This is a genomic window from Rheinheimera soli, from assembly GCF_021290985.1.
GTDB lineage: Bacteria > Pseudomonadota > Gammaproteobacteria > Enterobacterales > Alteromonadaceae > Pararheinheimera > Pararheinheimera soli.
Window position 1 is genome coordinate 146,102 of the sequence record NZ_JAJOYU010000006.1, and the last position, 17,765, is coordinate 163,866.

The window sequence follows — 17,765 nt, forward strand, 5'->3', positions numbered from 1 at the left end:
AGTATTCCGGTATATTCAGCTTCCTATTTCTGTGGGAATTCCCGAGCATTACCAGGACTTCAACACACAAGGAACTGTTATGACCTTAGGCGATTATATTAAAGACAAGCGTGCAACAATGCAGTTAAGCCAGCCACAACTGGCTGAGCAAATAGGCATTGAGCAGTCTTATTTATCCAAATTGGAAAACGATAAATCCCTGCCATCCAACGAAGTATTCCGTCGTCTTCTGACGGCTTTGAACCTGTCCTTACCTGCATTTATTGCAGCTTTTTCTGCGCAGGAAATACAGCAACTGACCGCCATAGCTGATGTCGAGTTTTATCTGAAACAGCAGAACAGCAAGCAGCAACGCCACTCCGGTTGGTTAGTGCTGAGTTTAAGTTTTGTTTTTGCCTTAGGGGCCGTCTGTTTTTACGCTGGTTTTCAGGCGTTATGTTTTCCTGAGAAACTCTACCAGTATCAATCTCAAGGTGTTGTATTACCTGGCGAATCAGCTTTTGTATTTAACGACTGGAATCAAAGTTATTCTTTCTTTCCCAGTACTGATAAAGAGATGGAGCAAAAGAAGAAGGAGATGTATCAACGTTTAGCCCAACTGACAGAACATAGCTTTGAAAATCTGGGCCAGTATTACACTCGCACTGTAGAGGGCGGCAGCCGTACTTTTGAATATAAAACAGCCAGCCGTGTTAACCGCACTGGCAACACAGTACTGCAACTGCTTGGCTTATTTTTGATGGTATTTAGTGCTGTGTTAAGTCTGGGCCGCAAGGCATTGTTACGGATCTGAACACAAGGGCCACTACTGCCCCTGTTTTACGTTGCTGCTAAATTTCGCGATCCAGCACCTTTGGCAGACGGCGGTGTTTTTCTTTGGCTTCTTTAATGGCGTCACTAAAAGCGGACGCCAGAATGCCTGTTGGCACTGCAATCATACATATACCTGTGACTGCAGTAATACCTGCCAAAACACGGCCAAGTACAGTGATAGGGTAGACATCACCATAACCTACAGTGGTTAACGTGGCGACAGCCCACCAGGTTGCCCGGGGGATAGAGCCAAAAGCTTCTGGCTGAATATCCCCTTCGACTAAATACAGGCAAGTGGCGGCAAACAGCAAAATAACCAGACCAAAAATACCACTGACCAAGAGCTCATAAGTGCGGCTGCGGATGGCGACTACTATACATTCCAGCGCAGTGGAAAAACGCCCAAGTCGTGCTAATCGCACTACGCGAATTAATAACACCAGACGTAAAATGACACCGCCATTCCCCATATAGAGCGAAAAGGCGACCAGGATCGCCAATAAGTCGGCCATGGCAAAAAAGGAAAAGAAATGTTGCCAGCGACTTTTTATCGAATCATTTTCAATGCAAGTCCAAAGCCTTGCCAGATACTCCAGCAAAAACAGCGAACCTAAAGCCAGCTCAGTGTAACGAAACCAATGTTCATGCCCCTTGCTGATATTGGGTTCGGTCTGAATAATGGCCAGCAGAATTCCTGCAAGTATCACCAGTGCTATGGCTATATTGAGCGGAGACATGCCACGGCCTGAATACAGCACAGGATCCAGCTGATGAGCCAGGCGTGAGCGGAGTTTGTGCAACAAGCTGTGATCGTGCATAACACACCAGGTTGAAAAGCTTTGGCTAATTGTCTCGGCAAGAGCTTGATATAGCAAGGCTATCTTTTAGGTCGCTGTTAAAAACCTGTCAGCACCTGATCCAAAGTGCCCAGGCTGTGCTGTGACAAGGCCTGTTGCCGCTCCTGCTCAGTTAAAATCCCGACAAAAGGTGTGCGGCGGCGTAACTTACGCAAATAAGGGCTGTCTTCTGTGATGCCGTCACAAAACTGTTTTGGCTGCTGATACAACTCCAGTACAGATACCCAATGTAAGTAGGCACCATAACCCAGCTGGCCATTATCACGACGTTCGTCCAGTTTGGCTTTCACCTGCTCCAGTAAAGCAGGCTCTGCTAATAATTTGGCCGCAATAGCCTGATGCAGCACCAGAATTTGCCGGTCGATATTTTCATCTTTAATACCGGTTTTTTTTACTCTGTAGGGTCTGTCTCTTTTATTACTTTTAGGTGTCCACATCGTCTTTATTCTTTCGTGTTAATGGAACTCTCGGGAGTAGGATTTCAGCGAGCCAAGTAGTGGCGTCAGGTCGGTTAAACGACCGGCGATAATATGAATCACGCCGTCTTTTTTCTCCAAAATGCCGTTTACCTTTAATAATTTAGATTTTAAATAGGCCTGACGCTGAGCCGAGGCTGTGGCCGACCAGACCACTAAATTACTAAAACCTGTGCCATCTTCCAGCGTGATAAAAGTCACACCCGATGCAGTGCCAGGGCTTTGCCTCGCTGTGACTAAACCTATTACAGTCACCACCGACTTATGGTTCAGTGCAGTAAGCTCTGCCGCCTGGGCAAATTTTCCCAGTACTCCTTGTTGTTTTAATAACTGCACCGGATGAGTACGTAAGCTCAGGCCTGTACTTTGATAATCTTCCACCACTTCAGCCAGTTCTGAAGGCAGAGGCAACTGGTACTGGGTTTGATAAGGCTCGGCTGCTAATAAAGGCAATTTATGCTGCTGATCCAACAGTTGCCAACGCGCCTGATAACGTTGCCCCGACAACTGCTGCAAGGCGTTGGCACTGGCAAGTGCGGTTAAATCGCTATCACTCAGTCCAGATTGCGCTACTTCAGCAAGTTGCTGATAACCACCTTCAGGCCTGTGTTTTAACAAAAGCTGTGCCCCTTGCTGACTTAAGCCTTTGACCAGTCGCAACCCTAAGCGGATCGCAAAACCTGAATTCGTAGTGGCAGTTTTAGTTGCTAAAGAGCTTGGCAGCATCAAATGATCCCAATCCGATTGATTAACACAAACAGGCAGCACCTCCACATCATGTTGCCTGGCATCCTGGATAAGCTGGCTGGGTGCATAAAACCCCATAGGCTGGCTATTTAGCAAAGCGACATAAAAAGCCACAGGGTAATAATGTTTTAAATAAGCTGAGACATAAGCCAGCACAGCAAAACTGGCTGAATGCGATTCAGGAAAACCATATTCACCAAAACCACAAATTTGCTGGTAAATACGTTCGGCAAAATCCAGCTGATAGCCTCTGCTTAACATGCCGTCTATTAGTTTTTGTTTAAACTGGATCAGCTCGCCGGTTTTTTTCCAACTGGCCATAGCTCGGCGAAGTTGATCGGCTTCACCACCGCTAAAACCTGCTGCCACCATCGCCAGTTTAATCACCTGCTCCTGAAAAATAGGCACACCTAAAGTACGTTCCAGCACTTTTTGTACTGCAGGCGAAGGGTAAGACACAGCTTCTTCGCCATTGCGGCGTTTTAAATAAGGATGCACCATATCGCCCTGAATAGGGCCAGGTCGTACTATGGCTATCTGGATCACTAAGTCGTAATAGGTCTTGGGGCGAAGCCGTGGCAACATCGACATTTGAGCGCGAGATTCAATCTGGAATAAACCTACCGTATCGGCTTTTTGAATAGCTTTATAGACTTCTGGATCGTCACCTGCTTTGGTGATAGCTGCTATGCTTAAATCGGTATTCTGGTAACGCCTGACCAAATCAAAAGCCTTGCGAATGGCGCACAACATGCCCAAAGCCAACACATCTACTTTTAATAGCTTTAATGATTCCAGATCATCTTTATCCCACTGGATCACGGTGCGATCGGCCATGGCTGCATTTTCCACCGGCACCAGTTCGTACAAAGGCCCTTCTGAAATAACAAAGCCCCCAACATGCTGAGATAAATGCCGTGGCATGCCAACCAGCTGCTGCACCAGTTGCACCAACAACTGAGCTTTTTTCGCTTGAGGATCCAGCCCCAATTGAGTCAGCTGGCTGCTCCAGTGCTGACTTTTATCCCGCCTATGCAGGTTCTTTAAGAAAAACTCCACCTGATGCAGCTCAAAACCCAAAGCTTTGCTGATATCGCGAAAAGCACTTTTAAAGCGATAGCAAATCACAGTGGCAGCCAGCGCTGCGCGTTCACGGCCGTATTTCTGGTAAATATACTGGATCACTTCTTCACGGCGTTCATGTTCAAAATCTACATCTATATCAGGAGGTTCTGCCCGTTCTATCGAAATAAAGCGTTCGATTAAAACCTGAATTTGACGTGGATCAACAGCAGTAATAGCCAGGCAATAACAGACCACTGAGTTAGCCGCCGAGCCACGGCCCTGATACAAAATCTGCTGTTTTTGTGCAAATACCACCAAATCATGAATAGTTAAAAAGTAGAAGGGGTAGTTCAGCTGTTCTATTAAATCCAGCTCTTTGTTGATGGTCTGCTGGATATCGTCTGGTACACCTTCAGGGAAACGTTGTTTCTCGCCCGCTTTCACCAAGTCCCGTAAATGTTGCATAGCAGTTTTGCCTGCAGGCACCAGTTCAGCCGGGTACTGGTAACTTAGTTCATCCAATGAAAAATGGCATAAATCAGCCAGTTTTTGGCTATTGTCCAAAAGCTCTGCCGGAAATAACTGCTGTAATTTTTTAATAGGCCTTAAGCTTTGTTCGGCGTTACTTAATAACTGCCGCGCCATATCAGGCACAGCACAGCCCGCTTGAATGGCACTTAATGCATGTTGCAAAGGTAAACGGCTGGCCTGATGCATCAGCACTTCACCTGTAGCACAGCAAGGCAGTTGGAGTCGCTCTGCCAACTGTTGGCAGTAGGGCTGATAAAACTGATCCTGACTTTGTAATTTGCGGCTGGCTCCAAGCCATAACCGCTCTGCATGATGTTGATGTAACCAGTTGCCCCAGTACTGATCGGTTTGATCATCGCCACTGGGTAGCCAAAGGATCTGGCAATGCTGCACACGCTGAATGTCCCATTCGGCCAACTGGTACGAGCCTTTTTCGGCGCGGCGTCTGGCCTGAGTGATAATACGGCATAACTCGCTATAGGCTGTTTTATCCGGACAGAGCAATACCAGCCGTAATTGCGGGTTCAGTACCAGCAAAGAGCCAATAATCAGTTTAAGTGGCAATTGTTTTTCTTTGATCTGATGGTGAGCGCGTACTACGCCTGCCAGCGAGCATTCATCAGTAATTGCCAAGGCCTTATAGCCTAAAGCTGCGGCTTGTTGCACCAATTCAGCCGGACTGGAAGCGCCTTGCAGAAAGGAAAAATGACTCTGGCAAAAGAGCTCGGAGTAGCTGTTGTTTTTACTGCAGGCTGGGATTTTCATCAGCTGAAATACCCCTGTACGTATAGCTGCTCTGGCTGCTGCAAATTACGGTAGAGCCATAACCACTGGCCCTGCGCATTCTGGCCGACATAATAATCACGGTGCTGGCTTTGTTGTTGCCACCAACCACTGCTTAAGCGTTCAGGGCCATAGTGTAGCTGCAACTGCTGTTGTTGCTCTGCATCCAAAGCCAAAGGTGGATCCACTAAAAATGCGGGGCGCACCGCAGCTAAAGTACCGGCAATAGCAGCTTGTGGCTCTAAAGCACCTGCATAGCTACTGGCCTGTTCCGGCAGCAGATCATTGAGTAGACAAGGGCTTTTTACCTGTTCCTTTCCCAAACGTGCCTGCAGTAATGACAAGAGCTGAAGGGCTGAATACAGCTGTGCTTTACCTGCCCCTAAATGGCCAGCAAACAGGGTTTTGTACTGAGCGTAACGCGGCCCATTGCGCCTTAAAATCAGTTTCAGCTGGATAACAGGCTTTTTCAGTTTTAAGCGTTCCAGCTGCAATTCGCTGATCTTTAGCCAGTCTTTGCTTTGGTATTCGCCCTGAGCTGAATGCAATTGCAGCTGTTGCTGCTGATCCTGGCGCTGCAGTAAGCAAAGTTCCAACTGATAAGCCAGTTGATCCCGTTGTTGTAAATACAGCTGCAGCAAGCCAAACAAGTGCTGTAAAGGCCCAAGTAACTGATCGCTGCGCTCCATTTCGTACAGTAGTTCTAACTGCTGCTCAAAGTGTTCTGCGGGCTGAATAAACAGCAGTAACGCGGGTTTTGTTCCTGTCAGTTGTTGTAAATACTGCAGCATTTCAACACCAAAACGCCGTACCAGTTCGGCCTGTGGAATTTTCAGTACATCGCCTAGTTGTGCAAGCCCAAGCCGCTGTAATTGTTCCTGTAGTTTGTCTGGCAATTGGGCGTGTTGTAGTGGCAAAGCTTTAAGTTGCTGCTGAATTTTATCGCTTTGCAGTAAAAACTGATCCCAGTGCTGCTGCGCCAATAAACGTGCGACTAAAGGCTGCTGTGCTGTGGCAAAATGATACTGATAACCGGCTTGCTGCAACACTTGTTGTATCTGCTGCCAGAACTGTATAGCGCCGCCATACAAAGCCAGCATAGGGCTTAGTTTCAGCACTAAACCCGAATCCGCTTGCAGTGCTATATCGGCGCAGTATTGATACAAAAGCTGAGCCAGTTGCTGCAGTTGTTGTTGTTCTTGCTCCGCCTGATGGGGGACCAGCTGCAATTGGTGACATAAAGAGGCTGCGGACGCCAATCCCATGCCCAAAGTTAAACCTGCTTGTCTGGCTGCAGAGTTGAGTTGCAGCAACTGATGGTCAGCGCCTACTATCGCCAGAGGTGCTGTTAAATCAAGATGATGACTTTTGTCCTGAGTAGATAGGGCTGCAGTTGTGTTTTGCAGTAATAGCAATTTATCCAGCTGCAATTGCGGGAAATATAAATACAACCAAAACTCCATCTGGGCAGACATGAGAAATAGCCTCAACTGACTCGGGATAAAGGTGGCTTGGAATACTGCTTTTGTTGTAACTCTGGCTTTATAAAGTGCGGATAAAGCTCAGCCCATGGCAACACTAATTCCTGTTGTTGCCAGCCGCCTTTACGTTTCAGAATGCGGATCTGTAAGCCAGTCGTCGCCGGAGTCAGTTGCAAACTTAAAGCCCAGGGCAGCAGTTGTTGTTCAGCCACCGCAGGGCGGAAAAAATACAACTGGCTTTGGCCTTGTGCTGCTGCTAACTGCAAACGTTTGAGCTGGGTTAAATTTAAGTTGTTTTGCCAGAGCAACACATCCATACAACTGCCACTTTTTAAGCAGAGTTCAGCCGCCCAGAGTGCATCAGCAGTGCGGGGGGCATTCAGTTGCAATACCTGATGCAAAGGCCGCTTTTGTTGCAGCAGGTATTCCGCACAGAGATTGGCTGGTGGATTGATCCAGATTTGCAGCAGTTCAGATCCGGATCCTGCCAGTGCTTTTTGGATCAATTGCAGTTCAGCACAAGCGCCATGGCTTTGTAATTCAATCACGTTATGCTGTGGCCAGCCGCCGCCCAGAAGCTGATCCAAAGCGCTAAAGCCTGTGCTTTGGCAATGTTCATAAGGCGCTTCGGTTTGACTAGCCTGCCAGATCAATTGTCTGTTCTGTAGCTGTTGCAGCAGAGCATTCATGATTTTCATCTCAAATTACTGTATATAAAAACAGTATAAAAGATCTGTTTTGGATCGCAAGGATAAAGTCAGAGTTTTCTGATCTTTTGCTTCGGGTCGATCAGAGCGTAAGAATTATGTTAATGTGCGCGACTTTTCTGCGTCCTCTGGCGCTCCATCATCTTGGTATAGACATGACTGAAACCACAAAATTTACTGCCCAAACCTGGGTTTTGATCCTGAGTTTGGTGCTGATTGCTCTCACCTTACGACCTTCCATGGCGTCTATCGGGCCTTTATTACCTTTGATGCAACCTGAACTGCATCTGTCTTTTACCCAGGCTTCATTGCTGACCATGTTGCCTGTACTGGCGATGGGTTTAGGCATCTTTTTTGCGCATCAGCTGGCGCTGTGGTTTGGCTCTTATCAGGTGATTTTTTGGGCATCTATCGCCATAGCTGGTGCCACAGCACAACGTTATTGGGCTGTAGGGGCTTTAGATTTAACCTTAAGTGCCATAGTGGCGGGGTTAGGTATTGCCATGGTGCAGGCTGTGGTGCCAGGGGTGATTAAGCAAAAATTCAGCACCAAAGCACCTTTAGTCATGGGCTGGTATATATCCGCCATTATTGCTGGTGCTGCTTTAACTGCGTCTTTAGCTGCATTTTGGGCTGATTGGGCACAAAGCTGGCGAGTCGCCTTATCTGGTTGGGTGGTTTTATCTGTAGTGGCTTTGGTTTTGTGGTTTTCTCAAAAAAACGCTATTCAAAACTTGCCTGTGGTGCAGTCGCAACAAAAGCCTCTGAGCTTTCGTAAATACGGCAGAGCCTGGACCTTAGCGCTATTTTTTGGTCTGGTCACTTGTGCTTTTACCTGTGTGCTGGCTTGGTTACCTGCTTATTATGTGGAGCAGGGCTGGAGTGAACAAAAAAGTGGTTTGCTACTGGGTTTATTGCTTTGTATGGAAGTGGTGTCTGGTTTTATCAGCCCTTGGCTGGCCAGTCGTAAAGCCGATCGTCGCCCTGTGATGTTGGTTTTATTGGTGTTGATGGCGACAGGTTTTGCTGGTTTAGTAGCTGCACCTGCGCTGGGTTTGCTATGGGCATCGTTATTAGGTTTAGGTATTGGCGGTTTGTTTCCACTGTCTTTGATTGTGTCTATGGATCATCAGCATCAGCCTTCTTCAGCAGCCAGTCTGACGGCTTTTGTGCAGGGCATAGGGTATACGCTGGCGGCTTTTTCACCGCTGATTGCTGGTTTTATCCGTGACTTTAGCCAAAGCTTTAGCATCAGCTGGTTATTATTAGCCGCTATAGCAGTGCTTTTGATGGCGATGGTGACACGCTTTAATCCGGCGTTTTACAACACAAAATTTCAATAGGCTTTTTCAGGAGTCGAGCATGCAAGCCAATCTGATGTTATTACTGGCCGCTGCGATCTGGGGTTTAGGTTTTGTCGCCCAGCGTTTGGGCATGGACCATTTAGGGCCTTATTCCTTTAACGGCCTGCGTTTTTTTATCGGGGCTTTCAGTTTATTGCCTTTGATCTGGTGGTATCGGCATCAGGGTAAATTACAAGATGTGGACTGGAAGCTGCTGTTGTGGGCTGGTTTGCCGGTTGGAGTTTTGCTTTTTATAGCTGCATCACTGCAGCAAGTTGGGCTCTTGTACACTACAGCCGCTAATGCAGGTTTTATTACCGGGCTTTATATAGTGCTGGTGCCGCTGTTGGGGATTTTTCTTAAGCATAAAATCAGCGGCAATATCTGGCTCGGCTGCGCTATTGCTGTCTCTGGTTTGTATATATTGAGTGTGGGTGACAACTTTTCGGTGAATTTCGGTGATTTATTGCAGCTGATAGGTGCATTTTTCTGGGCCGCGCATTTACTGACTATTGATCACTACAGCAAAAAAGTACCGCCAATTTTATTAGCTTGTCTGCAATTTGTGGTCTGTGGTGCCTTGAGCATGGTGGTGGCTTTTAGCATCGAAACACCCACAGTCACCAATGCGTTATTGGCCTGGAAGTCGGTGCTTTATGCAGGTGTGGTGTCAGTGGGTATTGCCTATACCTTGCAAGTGATGGCGCAAAAGCATGCCCATCCGGCTCACGCTGCCATTATCTTAAGTTTAGAAACCGTTTTTGCCGCTATAGGTGGTGTATGGCTGTTGGGAGAAGAGTTAAGTAGCAGGGCGCTGACAGGCTGTGGCCTGATGTTACTGGGTATGCTGGTGTCTCAACTGCCACTGCGCTGGTTATTGCGCTCCAAAGCTTTTACTTAACAAGTTGATGATGGCTAAGCAGCAAGTGCAGCAGCAACAGCAACAGCACTATCAAGCCTTGTGGCAGCAGTCTTTAGTCAAGTTTGAACAGCATCAGTTTGAGACTGACCCTCTGTTAACTGCTAAAGATGACAGCCGTTATGGCGTCACTTTGTTGGCCCGTCCTTCAGAGCAGGTAAAACAGCAAATCCAGCATAGTCTCGCAGAGCTGATGCAGCTGGAGCCACAACAGTATTATTATCCGGCGTCAGATTTACACCTGACTGTGTTGTCACTGATTTCTTGTTATTCAGGCTTTACTTTATCGCAGATAGATACAGCGGCTTATGTGGAATTAGTACAACAAGTGATTAAAAACACAGGCCCATTTCGTCTGCATTTTCAGGGGATCACAGCATCGCCTTCTTGTGTGCTGGTGCAGGGCTTTTTTGACGATCAGCAGTTAAACCAGTTAAGAGAACAGCTGCGCTCTGCCTTTGGACAATCGACCTTACAGCATTCGATTGACCAGCGTTATGCCATCCAAACCGCTCATATGACGGTGTTACGTTTTAGCCAACAGCCTGCCAATCCTGAGCTGTTCCTGCATAAAATCAAGGCATTAGCCTCAGTTGATTTTGGTACTTGCCTGATTGAAGAGCTGGAACTGGTTGGCAATGACTGGTATCAGCGTCAAGAAAATACTGTACTGATCAAGCGCTTACGGCTAGGCTGATTTTGATTCAAATCAGGACAGGGTTGTTGTTATTCTTATGTCGGATCTACTTAATGTAATTCTGCTCACTTTGGCTGCAGGTCTTGCTATGCCTTTAGGGGCTTTGCTGGCCAAGTTTGAGCATATTCAGTCAGATTGGCTGGAACAGGAGTTCAGGCACAGCATTATGGCTTTTGGTGCCGGCGCCTTGTTATCTGCTATTGCTTTAGTGTTGGTTCCCGAAGGCATGAAGGCACTCTCACCTGTAGTGGCCTGCAGCTGGTTTATTGGCGGCGCTGCTATTTTTATGTTGCTTGATATCTGGCTGAGTAAAAACCAAACCTCTGCCAGTCAACTGATGGCCATGCTGGCCGATTTTTTACCAGAATCATTGGCTTTAGGGGCAGCTGTTGCGGCTGGTGGTTCGCAGGCTTTATTACTGGGCGTTTTAATTGCGCTGCAAAATATTCCTGAGGGCTTCAATGCCTATCGTGAACTTAGGCAATTTTCGACGTATTCAGGTTGGGTCATAGTCGCAAGTTTTGCAGCTATGGCATGTTTTGGCCCGCTTGCAGGGCTGGTCGGTTATTTCTGGCTGGCAGAATCACCAGCACTGGTGGCTATGATTATGTTGTTTGCCGCTGGCGGTATATTGTATTCGCTGTTTCAGGATATAGCGCCACAGGTCAGGTTAGAGCAGCACTGGGCTCCTCCTATGGGGGCCATTGCAGGTTTTGTTACTGGTATGCTGGGTTATATGTATCACTAATACTGCAGTTTAAACAGCAACTCGGATAAATCAGGTTGCCACCAGAAATCTTTGGCCACCCGGCCATTACGTACTATTACACCTTCGGCCAGTAGTAATTGTTGTTGTGCTAAAGCTTGGGGTGTACCTGCAGCAAAAGCCAGCTGACCGCCAGAACGCATCACTCTGTACCAGGGCAGGTGCAGTTCATCTGGTGCTAACCCCAGCGTTTTTCCGACTAAGCGAGCGCGGCCGGGTAAACCTGCCAAATCAGCAATCTGACCATAACTGGCAATTTTTCCAGCCGGAATTTGTAATACCGTTTGCCAGATTTTTTGTTGTTTAGAAGGGTTTTGTTGCTGCATTAAATCTCTGGTTTAAAAGTACATCAGTGGCTGAATATGAAAGCACAATGCTACAATGCCGCCGCATTTTTTGCCGGAGTTTTTTATGTTTACCACTATTAACGGTATTCGGCTGCGTATCCCCACCGAAGAACCTGTAGCACCAGAAAGCAGCGATTGTTGTGGCAGTGGCAGCTGTTGCCCTTGTGTCTGGGATTATTACCGTGCAGAGCAAAAAGCTTGGTTGGCTCAAAAGGAGCAAAAGCAGGAGCAAGAGTCTAATCAATGACTCTTACTCCGCAATGAGCTTAATAGGCTTTATTAACCACAGTGCGGCCTATTGGGGCCAGGCTTAAAGTTGCCAGTTTTAAGTGAGCTAAGCCAAATGGAATGCCGATGATGGTAATAAAACAAGCCACGGCATGAAACAAATGACCCAAGGCCAGCCAGAAACCGGCAAAGACAAACCAAATTACATTACCGATAAAACCCAGCGGACCAGTGCCTATATCGGAAATACGATTTAAGCGTTCACGGTTGACGTGCTCGTTGCCAAAAGGCCAGAACGCCATTTCACCAATCACAAAACAGGCGCGGCCAAAAGGAATAAATACAATACTTAAAAAGCACAGCAAACCGATACACCACCAGGCCAGCCCCATTAAAAAGCCACCCATCACAAACCAGAAAATATTAAATATCAGCCTTAAAGCACCCATGGTCGTTCTCCTTTTTCAGTGATGCCAAAAAGGTTACAAGATTAAGGCCAGATTTAATTTCTATATAAATCAGTAGGATAATGTTTTAAGGCGAAAGTGGCACTGTGAAAATTACCACTTTATAGTCAAATGCACCTCTGATGTGGCTACTGATCAGTTAAAGGTGCTGGTACCAAAGCCCTGCCTGTTACACCAAATGGAAAAGCCGGGGAGTCACAGACCCGAACTTTGTAGCTATAGCCCACAGGCTGAGTGGCATCAGGCGTGACCACTAGTACTTCGTAGTCGTTGATATGCACCAAATGCTCAGGTGGGGTCAGTTTACAGCTCGACGCACTTAAGCTCTCGACATGGTAGTTAAAAGAGGCCACCAGTTTGTTCAGCCACAGCATAGTGGGCAGTTTAAAACCACTATTGCCCATTAAATAACCATCATCGATAAATATCTGAAACTCCGGGACTTTGCTGTGTGGGCCTTTTGGCTGCTGATGCTGCAATTCTGCTTCACGTTTTTTTATTTCTTCCAGTTGTTTTTGCAAAGATTCTGGAGTGTTTTGCTGCTGAGTTGTCTCTCCCCAATTCAGAAACTGTTCAGGATGACCGCTGAAATAGCTGAATAAAGTCAAAATTAAAATCATAGTGACCACAGGCAAATAAATAATGCGGGCCATTAAAGTCCAGACCGGAAATTCTTCGTCATCCAGCAGATGTTTAGAGGGCACGCCTAAAGGCCGTAGCATCAACAGCAGCATCACTTTCAACAGGTGCAGCATGGAATAAAACTGCAGAGTCAGCATGCTGCCAATTAAAGTCCAGGCCGGTGCCAGTAATAAAGCGGCTAAATTCACACTGTAGGGCACTACATCAGGCCTTACGCCTATCACACCGTTGACAATGGATTCGGCATAAGCAAAAGAGAAATTCAGCACTATGGCGTAAAAAATCAGAATACAGGCTTTACCCAGCAAGCTATGCCACCAAATAGCAAAACGTTGCCACATCTCTTTGGCTGTGGCCAAAAGCAGTAATACAGCGCCAATTTGAGCAAGCACTGTGTTATTTAAACCCAGCAGCAGGTATAAAAATAAAAACACAGTGGCCAGCAAATAACACCACTGCGCAAAATGCAGCTGCGCCAAACGGGGAAAACGCTCATTCCATTGTTGCATAGTTAAATTCCTGAATTCTATATAGTTATCTTTATGTTGCTATTGTTAGCACGAGGCAGCTTTTTGCTCAATCCATCAGAGAAAAGAATCCTGCAACTGGGCTTAAATTTCCCACGCTGAACTAAACAAGGTTGCACCAAAGCGCTTTACATGGATAATTTGGCTTTTATTTTTACGCACTAAAACTACAACTAAAAATACCAAGGGATCTTATGAAATCTGTATACCTGCTCAGCACTTTGGCACTTAGCCTCAGCTTTGCCAGCATAGCCGACGAAGGCCAGTGGCAGCCGCATCAACTGGCTGAATTACAAAAAGAACTGACAGCCAAAGGCATTGATATTCCGGGCAAACAACTGGCCGATTTAAGCCAGTACCCTATGAATGCCATTGTTAGTCTCGGTTACTGTTCTGCCTCTTTTGTATCGCCACAAGGCCTGGTAGTGACGAATCACCACTGTGCCTACAACGCTATTCAGAATAATTCGACCAAAGACAATAACTTGATTGATAAAGGTTTTTTAGCCAAAACTATGGCTGAAGAATTACCGGCAGGGCCGCAGGAACGCTTGTATATCACTGAGGCCGTAACCGATGTAACAGCACAAATTACAGGTTCACTGGCAGCAGACTTGTCTGGAAAAGATCGTTATGAAGCGATAGAAGCCAACCGTAAAGCATTAATTAAAGACTGCGAAAGTGATGCGAACTACCGCTGCTCTGTGGTGAGCTTTCACCACGGTATGGAGTATTTCCAAATCAAACAGCTGATGCTGCAGGATGTACGTTTGGTGTATGCACCATCAGAAGCGGTAGGAAACTACGGTGGTGATATCGACAACTTTGAGTACCCACGTCATACCGGCGATTATACCTTTATCCGTGGTTATGTCGGCAAAGACGGCAAACCAGCGCCTTATTCAGTGGATAACGTACCCTACCAAAGCAAAAACTTTTTAAAAGTGAATGCCAATGGTGTCCGTCAGGGCGACGGTATTTTATTGGCAGGTTATCCGGGCCAAACCAGCCGTTATCGTTTAGCTGATGAAATCTCTTTTGCGGCCGACTGGCAATATCCGGCCCAGGTAAATACTTTTCAGCAAATGATCAACACGATTGACCGTTTAGGTGCAGCAGATGCTGATTTAAAAGTGAAGTATTCGTCTGTGGTTAAAAGTCACAATAACCGCATGAAAAAATTGCAGGGCTTATTGGACGGCTTTAAAGTAACGGATATTCACGCTATTAAAGTTCAACGTGAGCAGGCACTGCTGGACTGGATCAAAGCCGATGAAACACGCAAACCCTACCAGCAAAGTATAGATGCATTAAAACAACTGATAAAAACCGAGCAGGCTTTTACTCAGCAAACTTATTACTTTGAAGCCGCCAAGCGCAGCGATTTATTGCAAGCCGCTATGCTGTTGTATCGCTTAGCGCAGGAAAACCAAAAACCAGACGCGATGCGCGAAATGGGCTTTCAGTTACGTGATTTAAAAATGATTGAAGGCCGCTTAGCCCGTATGGAAAAAAGCTTCCACCCGACTATGGATATCGCCATTTGGTCAGAGCAATTAGCCGAATATTTAGCTCAGCCTGATGCTGTGCGTGTAGCCGAATTGGACAGCGCTTTAGGTTTAACTGCTGGCATGACAGATGCGCAAGTTGCAGAAAAACTAACAGCACTTTACCCACAAAGCAGTTTAACCAGCACTGAAGGCCGCAAAGCCTGGCTGGGTAAAACACCTGCTGATTTTGCCGCAAGCTCAGACCCATTTATTCGCATTGCAGTGGCTATTTTTGATAAAAATATGGCCTTAGAAACTCAGGATAAAGAGCTAAAAGGTCAGTTATCCCAAGTACGCCCAGCTTATATGCAGGCCATTATTGCCTACAACAAAGCACAGGGAAAACCAGTGTACCCTGATGCTAACAGCACTTTGCGTATTACCTATGGCTCAGTAGACGGTTACCCGGCCAAAGACGGTGTGTATAAAACGCCTTTTACTTCAGTCAAAGGCTTAATTGCCAAACGTCAGGCTGATTACCCTTTTAACGCCCCACAAAACTTAGTGGATGCCTATCAGGCTGGTAAAACTGACGGCTATTTCTACGCTGATTTAGCAGCCCAAACCAAGGAACCATGGTTCTGCGGTATTTTCAACTGCCCAAAAGCCGAAGTAAAAGCCTTTAACTCAGTGCCGGTTAACTTCTTATCCAGCGCCGACACCACAGGCGGCAACTCAGGTTCAGCGGTCATGAACGGCAAAGGCGAACTGGTGGGCTTAAACTTCGACTCGACTTATGAGTCGATCACCAAAGACTGGTACTTCAACCCGGAGATCACCCGCGCCATTCATGTAGATATCCGCTATGTATTGTGGATGATGCAATACGTTGATAACGCCGATAATTTATTGGCGGAGATGGAAATAGTAAGGTAATCAACCCGTCGAAAATACCGTAGGGGAGGGCTTTATGCCCTCCCTTTTCATATTCACGCATAACCATCAGAACCTTCACCCATTCAGCAACAAAGACAACGGACTTTTCACTGCATTGCCACCACGGTTTAAAACGTGGGTATAAATTTGTGTGGTTTTTACATCGCTATGGCCAAGCTGTTCTTGTACGGTACGAATATCAGTGCCTGACTCTAAGAGGTGAGTTGCACAAATTCATCGGGAATGAATTTGAACAGCCGCAGGCTGGCCCGCAGGGGAAACTACAGGGATGTAGTTTCTAAAAGAGTGCCTGAGTGTATGGCAGGTAACGTTTTTTGATATTTTCGCTAATCGAGCAGCTACTTTTATAGCACTTCTAACCGTAGTTTCATCCAAATGATGCCGACGTATTAACTTTGATTCCGGATCAAGGCTAAGCAGGTTAGACGGGAATAAATAATGCCAGCCAATCTCTTTTGGCGCAGCTGGATATTTTCGTGCCAACGCAAAAGGCAACCAGACTCCTGCATAAGAAGGGTTATGCAGATCGGTCTGAAAATGCTGTTTTACATGTTCTATTTGCAGTTTTAGGGCTGGAATAAGCTCTGGTGCTAAAGTCACCCGACGATTTTTATTACCTTTACCCTGCCACACCAGTACAGACAAATAATCAAAATCAATATCTTGTACCCTAAGCCTAACTGCTTCCATTAAACGCAAACCACTGCCATACATCAGTTGAGCCAGTAGCTTGTATTTAGGCTCAATCAAAACAAGCAACTGCTGAACCTCAATGCGGGTTAGTACCACTGGCAGTTTTTGCGCTACCTGAGCCTTATTAAAATTAAGGTTCAGCGACAGTGGCCGCAAAATAATATGCCGGTACAAAAAACTCAGTGCATTCAGAGCAGTCGCCTGAGTTTTAATAGCCACAGTGCGTTGATTGGAAAGATAAGATAAAAAACTCTCCACATCTGCATCCGAAAGCTGATTCGGGTGCTGCTTATGATGAAATAAAATATAAAAACGAATCCAATACAAATAGGTTTCGACGGTACGCTTGGCATAACGCCGCGACACCATAAACTCCCTGACATAATCCAAAAAAGGCGAGGCCATTTTTTGCTTCCAAATAACTGTTTAAATAAACAGTGGTTCAGTTTGAGTAAAAAATCCACCAACTAGCGTACAGGCTGTATAGATTTTGTCGTGCATAAATTTACTGATTTCAGAAAAAGTTGTTGAAATAGAGGTACATCAGCGTTAATTTGGTATGAGTAAAAATCATGAAAGAAGGCGGAAAAATGTTCGACTTGCGGGCAGAAACCCTTCTATTAAATTGTTACGAGTTTGATTAAGCAATGAATATACGTCTGGCCATAAAGGATGATGCGGGCCGATTGGCTGACTATTACAGTTCCAATGCACATCATTTTTATCTTTGGGAACCTGTACGGGAAAGTGGTTATTACAGTGAGGCGTCAATCCAGATGAGGTTGTCGGAATACGAAAAGCAACATCAAGATGGTAGTGGTAGTTCAGCCCATTTCATTGGGCTTGATGATGGAAGTGTGATTGCTCATTGTTCTTTGACGAACATAGTTTACGGACCTTTCAGAGCATGTTTCATGGGTTATGGTGTATCAAAAGAATTTGAAGGCACCGGAACCATGAGTAAGTTATGTCTAGCAGCAATAAAGTACGCTTTCGATGAGCTGGAACTAAATAGAGTTATGGCGAATTATATGCCCTGCAATGAACGGTCCGGCAGTTTGCTCAAGAAGCTTGGTTTTTCCGAAGAGGGTCTGGCAAAGAAGTACCTGAAAATTAATGGTCGTTGGGAGGATCATGTACTCACATCATTGGTCAATCCTGCTAACTCGTAACAAGGCGCTGTTATCGGACAAGTTTTTCGCTGCGCTTCAAGCTTGCCGCAAAGTGCA

16 protein-coding genes and 1 pseudogene are annotated in these 17,765 nt (G+C 46.1%); 8 read left to right on the top strand and 9 right to left on the bottom strand.

The features are described 5' to 3' along the window. Nucleotides 1-79: 79 nt before the first annotated feature. The gene (locus LSG37_RS06610) at nt 80-793 is read left to right on the top strand and encodes a helix-turn-helix domain-containing protein (RefSeq protein WP_233079130.1); all 714 of its coding nucleotides are present in this window, start codon (nt 80-82) and stop codon (nt 791-793) included. Nucleotides 794-830: 37 nt separating this feature from the next. On the opposite strand, the gene LSG37_RS06615 is transcribed toward LSG37_RS06610, so the two are convergent. The 5 genes from LSG37_RS06615 to imuA form a co-directional block, all read right to left on the bottom strand. Further along, nucleotides 831-1,631, bottom strand: coding sequence for an ion transporter (locus LSG37_RS06615; protein ID WP_233079131.1), 801 nt, complete (start codon nt 1,629-1,631; stop codon nt 831-833). 77 nt (nt 1,632-1,708) lie between these two features. Next, nucleotides 1,709-2,107: a hypothetical protein gene (locus LSG37_RS06620; RefSeq protein ID WP_233079132.1), complete on the bottom strand. Its 399-nt coding sequence runs from the start codon at nt 2,105-2,107 to the stop codon at nt 1,709-1,711. Between the two features lie 18 nt (nt 2,108-2,125). Next, the gene (locus tag LSG37_RS06625) at nt 2,126-5,254 is read right to left on the bottom strand and encodes an error-prone DNA polymerase (RefSeq protein ID WP_233079133.1); all 3,129 of its coding nucleotides are present in this window, start codon (nt 5,252-5,254) and stop codon (nt 2,126-2,128) included. Further along, entirely contained in the window at nt 5,254-6,747 is a 1,494-nt protein-coding gene (locus LSG37_RS06630) for a Y-family DNA polymerase (protein ID WP_233079134.1), read from the bottom strand. Before LSG37_RS06630 ends, LSG37_RS06625 begins: the two co-directional genes overlap by 1 nt. Nucleotides 6,748-6,758: 11 nt before the next feature. Next, entirely contained in the window at nt 6,759-7,451 is a 693-nt protein-coding gene (gene imuA / locus LSG37_RS06635; RefSeq protein ID WP_233079135.1) for a translesion DNA synthesis-associated protein ImuA, read from the bottom strand. 164 nt (nt 7,452-7,615) lie between these two features. Between imuA and LSG37_RS06640 the strand changes: the two genes are divergently transcribed. The 4 genes from LSG37_RS06640 to LSG37_RS06655 are packed head-to-tail and all read left to right on the top strand — an operon-like array spanning nt 7,616 to nt 11,167. After that, nucleotides 7,616-8,803 carry an MFS transporter gene (locus LSG37_RS06640; RefSeq protein WP_233079136.1) on the top strand — a complete coding sequence of 396 codons (1,188 nt, stop codon included), beginning with the start codon at nt 7,616-7,618 and terminating at the stop codon, nt 8,801-8,803. A gap of 19 nt (nt 8,804-8,822) precedes the next feature. Then, on the top strand, nt 8,823-9,704 hold the full coding sequence (locus LSG37_RS06645) for a DMT family transporter (protein ID WP_233079137.1): 882 nt from the start codon (nt 8,823-8,825) through the stop codon (nt 9,702-9,704). Nucleotides 9,705-9,714: 10 nt separating this feature from the next. Next, nucleotides 9,715-10,419 (top strand): 2'-5' RNA ligase family protein, encoded by a 705-nt coding sequence (locus tag LSG37_RS06650; protein ID WP_233079138.1) that lies wholly within the window; start codon nt 9,715-9,717, stop codon nt 10,417-10,419. A gap of 37 nt (nt 10,420-10,456) precedes the next feature. After that, nucleotides 10,457-11,167: a ZIP family metal transporter gene (locus LSG37_RS06655; RefSeq protein ID WP_233079139.1), complete on the top strand. Its 711-nt coding sequence runs from the start codon at nt 10,457-10,459 to the stop codon at nt 11,165-11,167. Here LSG37_RS06655 and LSG37_RS06660 read toward each other — a convergent pair. Continuing rightward, nucleotides 11,164-11,511 (bottom strand): MGMT family protein, encoded by a 348-nt coding sequence (locus LSG37_RS06660; protein ID WP_233079140.1) that lies wholly within the window; start codon nt 11,509-11,511, stop codon nt 11,164-11,166. The genes LSG37_RS06655 and LSG37_RS06660 overlap by 4 nt on opposite strands. Before the next feature lie 85 nt (nt 11,512-11,596). On the opposite strand from LSG37_RS06660, the gene LSG37_RS06665 reads away from it, so the two are divergent. Beyond that, on the top strand, nt 11,597-11,779 hold the full coding sequence (locus tag LSG37_RS06665) for an oxidoreductase-like domain-containing protein (protein WP_233079141.1): 183 nt from the start codon (nt 11,597-11,599) through the stop codon (nt 11,777-11,779). A gap of 19 nt (nt 11,780-11,798) precedes the next feature. On the opposite strand, the gene LSG37_RS06670 is transcribed toward LSG37_RS06665, so the two are convergent. Together LSG37_RS06670 and LSG37_RS06675 are read right to left on the bottom strand one after the other, a co-directional pair. Beyond that, nucleotides 11,799-12,209, bottom strand: a complete 411-nt coding sequence (locus LSG37_RS06670) for a YccF domain-containing protein (RefSeq protein WP_233079142.1) — start codon at nt 12,207-12,209, stop codon at nt 11,799-11,801. 146 nt (nt 12,210-12,355) lie between these two features. Continuing rightward, the gene (locus tag LSG37_RS06675; RefSeq protein WP_233079143.1) at nt 12,356-13,378 is read right to left on the bottom strand and encodes a hypothetical protein; all 1,023 of its coding nucleotides are present in this window, start codon (nt 13,376-13,378) and stop codon (nt 12,356-12,358) included. A gap of 212 nt (nt 13,379-13,590) precedes the next feature. Here LSG37_RS06675 and LSG37_RS06680 point away from each other — a divergent pair, with 212 nt between their 5' ends. Then, the gene (locus LSG37_RS06680) at nt 13,591-15,822 is read left to right on the top strand and encodes a S46 family peptidase (RefSeq protein ID WP_233079144.1); all 2,232 of its coding nucleotides are present in this window, start codon (nt 13,591-13,593) and stop codon (nt 15,820-15,822) included. A gap of 75 nt (nt 15,823-15,897) precedes the next feature. On the opposite strand, the pseudogene LSG37_RS06685 reads toward LSG37_RS06680, so the two are convergent. Next, nucleotides 15,898-16,941 (bottom strand): annotated as a pseudogene (locus LSG37_RS06685) (integron integrase). Nucleotides 16,942-17,183: 242 nt separating this feature from the next. On the opposite strand from LSG37_RS06685, the gene LSG37_RS06690 reads away from it, so the two are divergent. Further along, nucleotides 17,184-17,708 carry a GNAT family N-acetyltransferase gene (locus tag LSG37_RS06690; RefSeq protein WP_233079145.1) on the top strand — a complete coding sequence of 175 codons (525 nt, stop codon included), beginning with the start codon at nt 17,184-17,186 and terminating at the stop codon, nt 17,706-17,708. Nucleotides 17,709-17,765 lie beyond the last annotated feature (57 nt).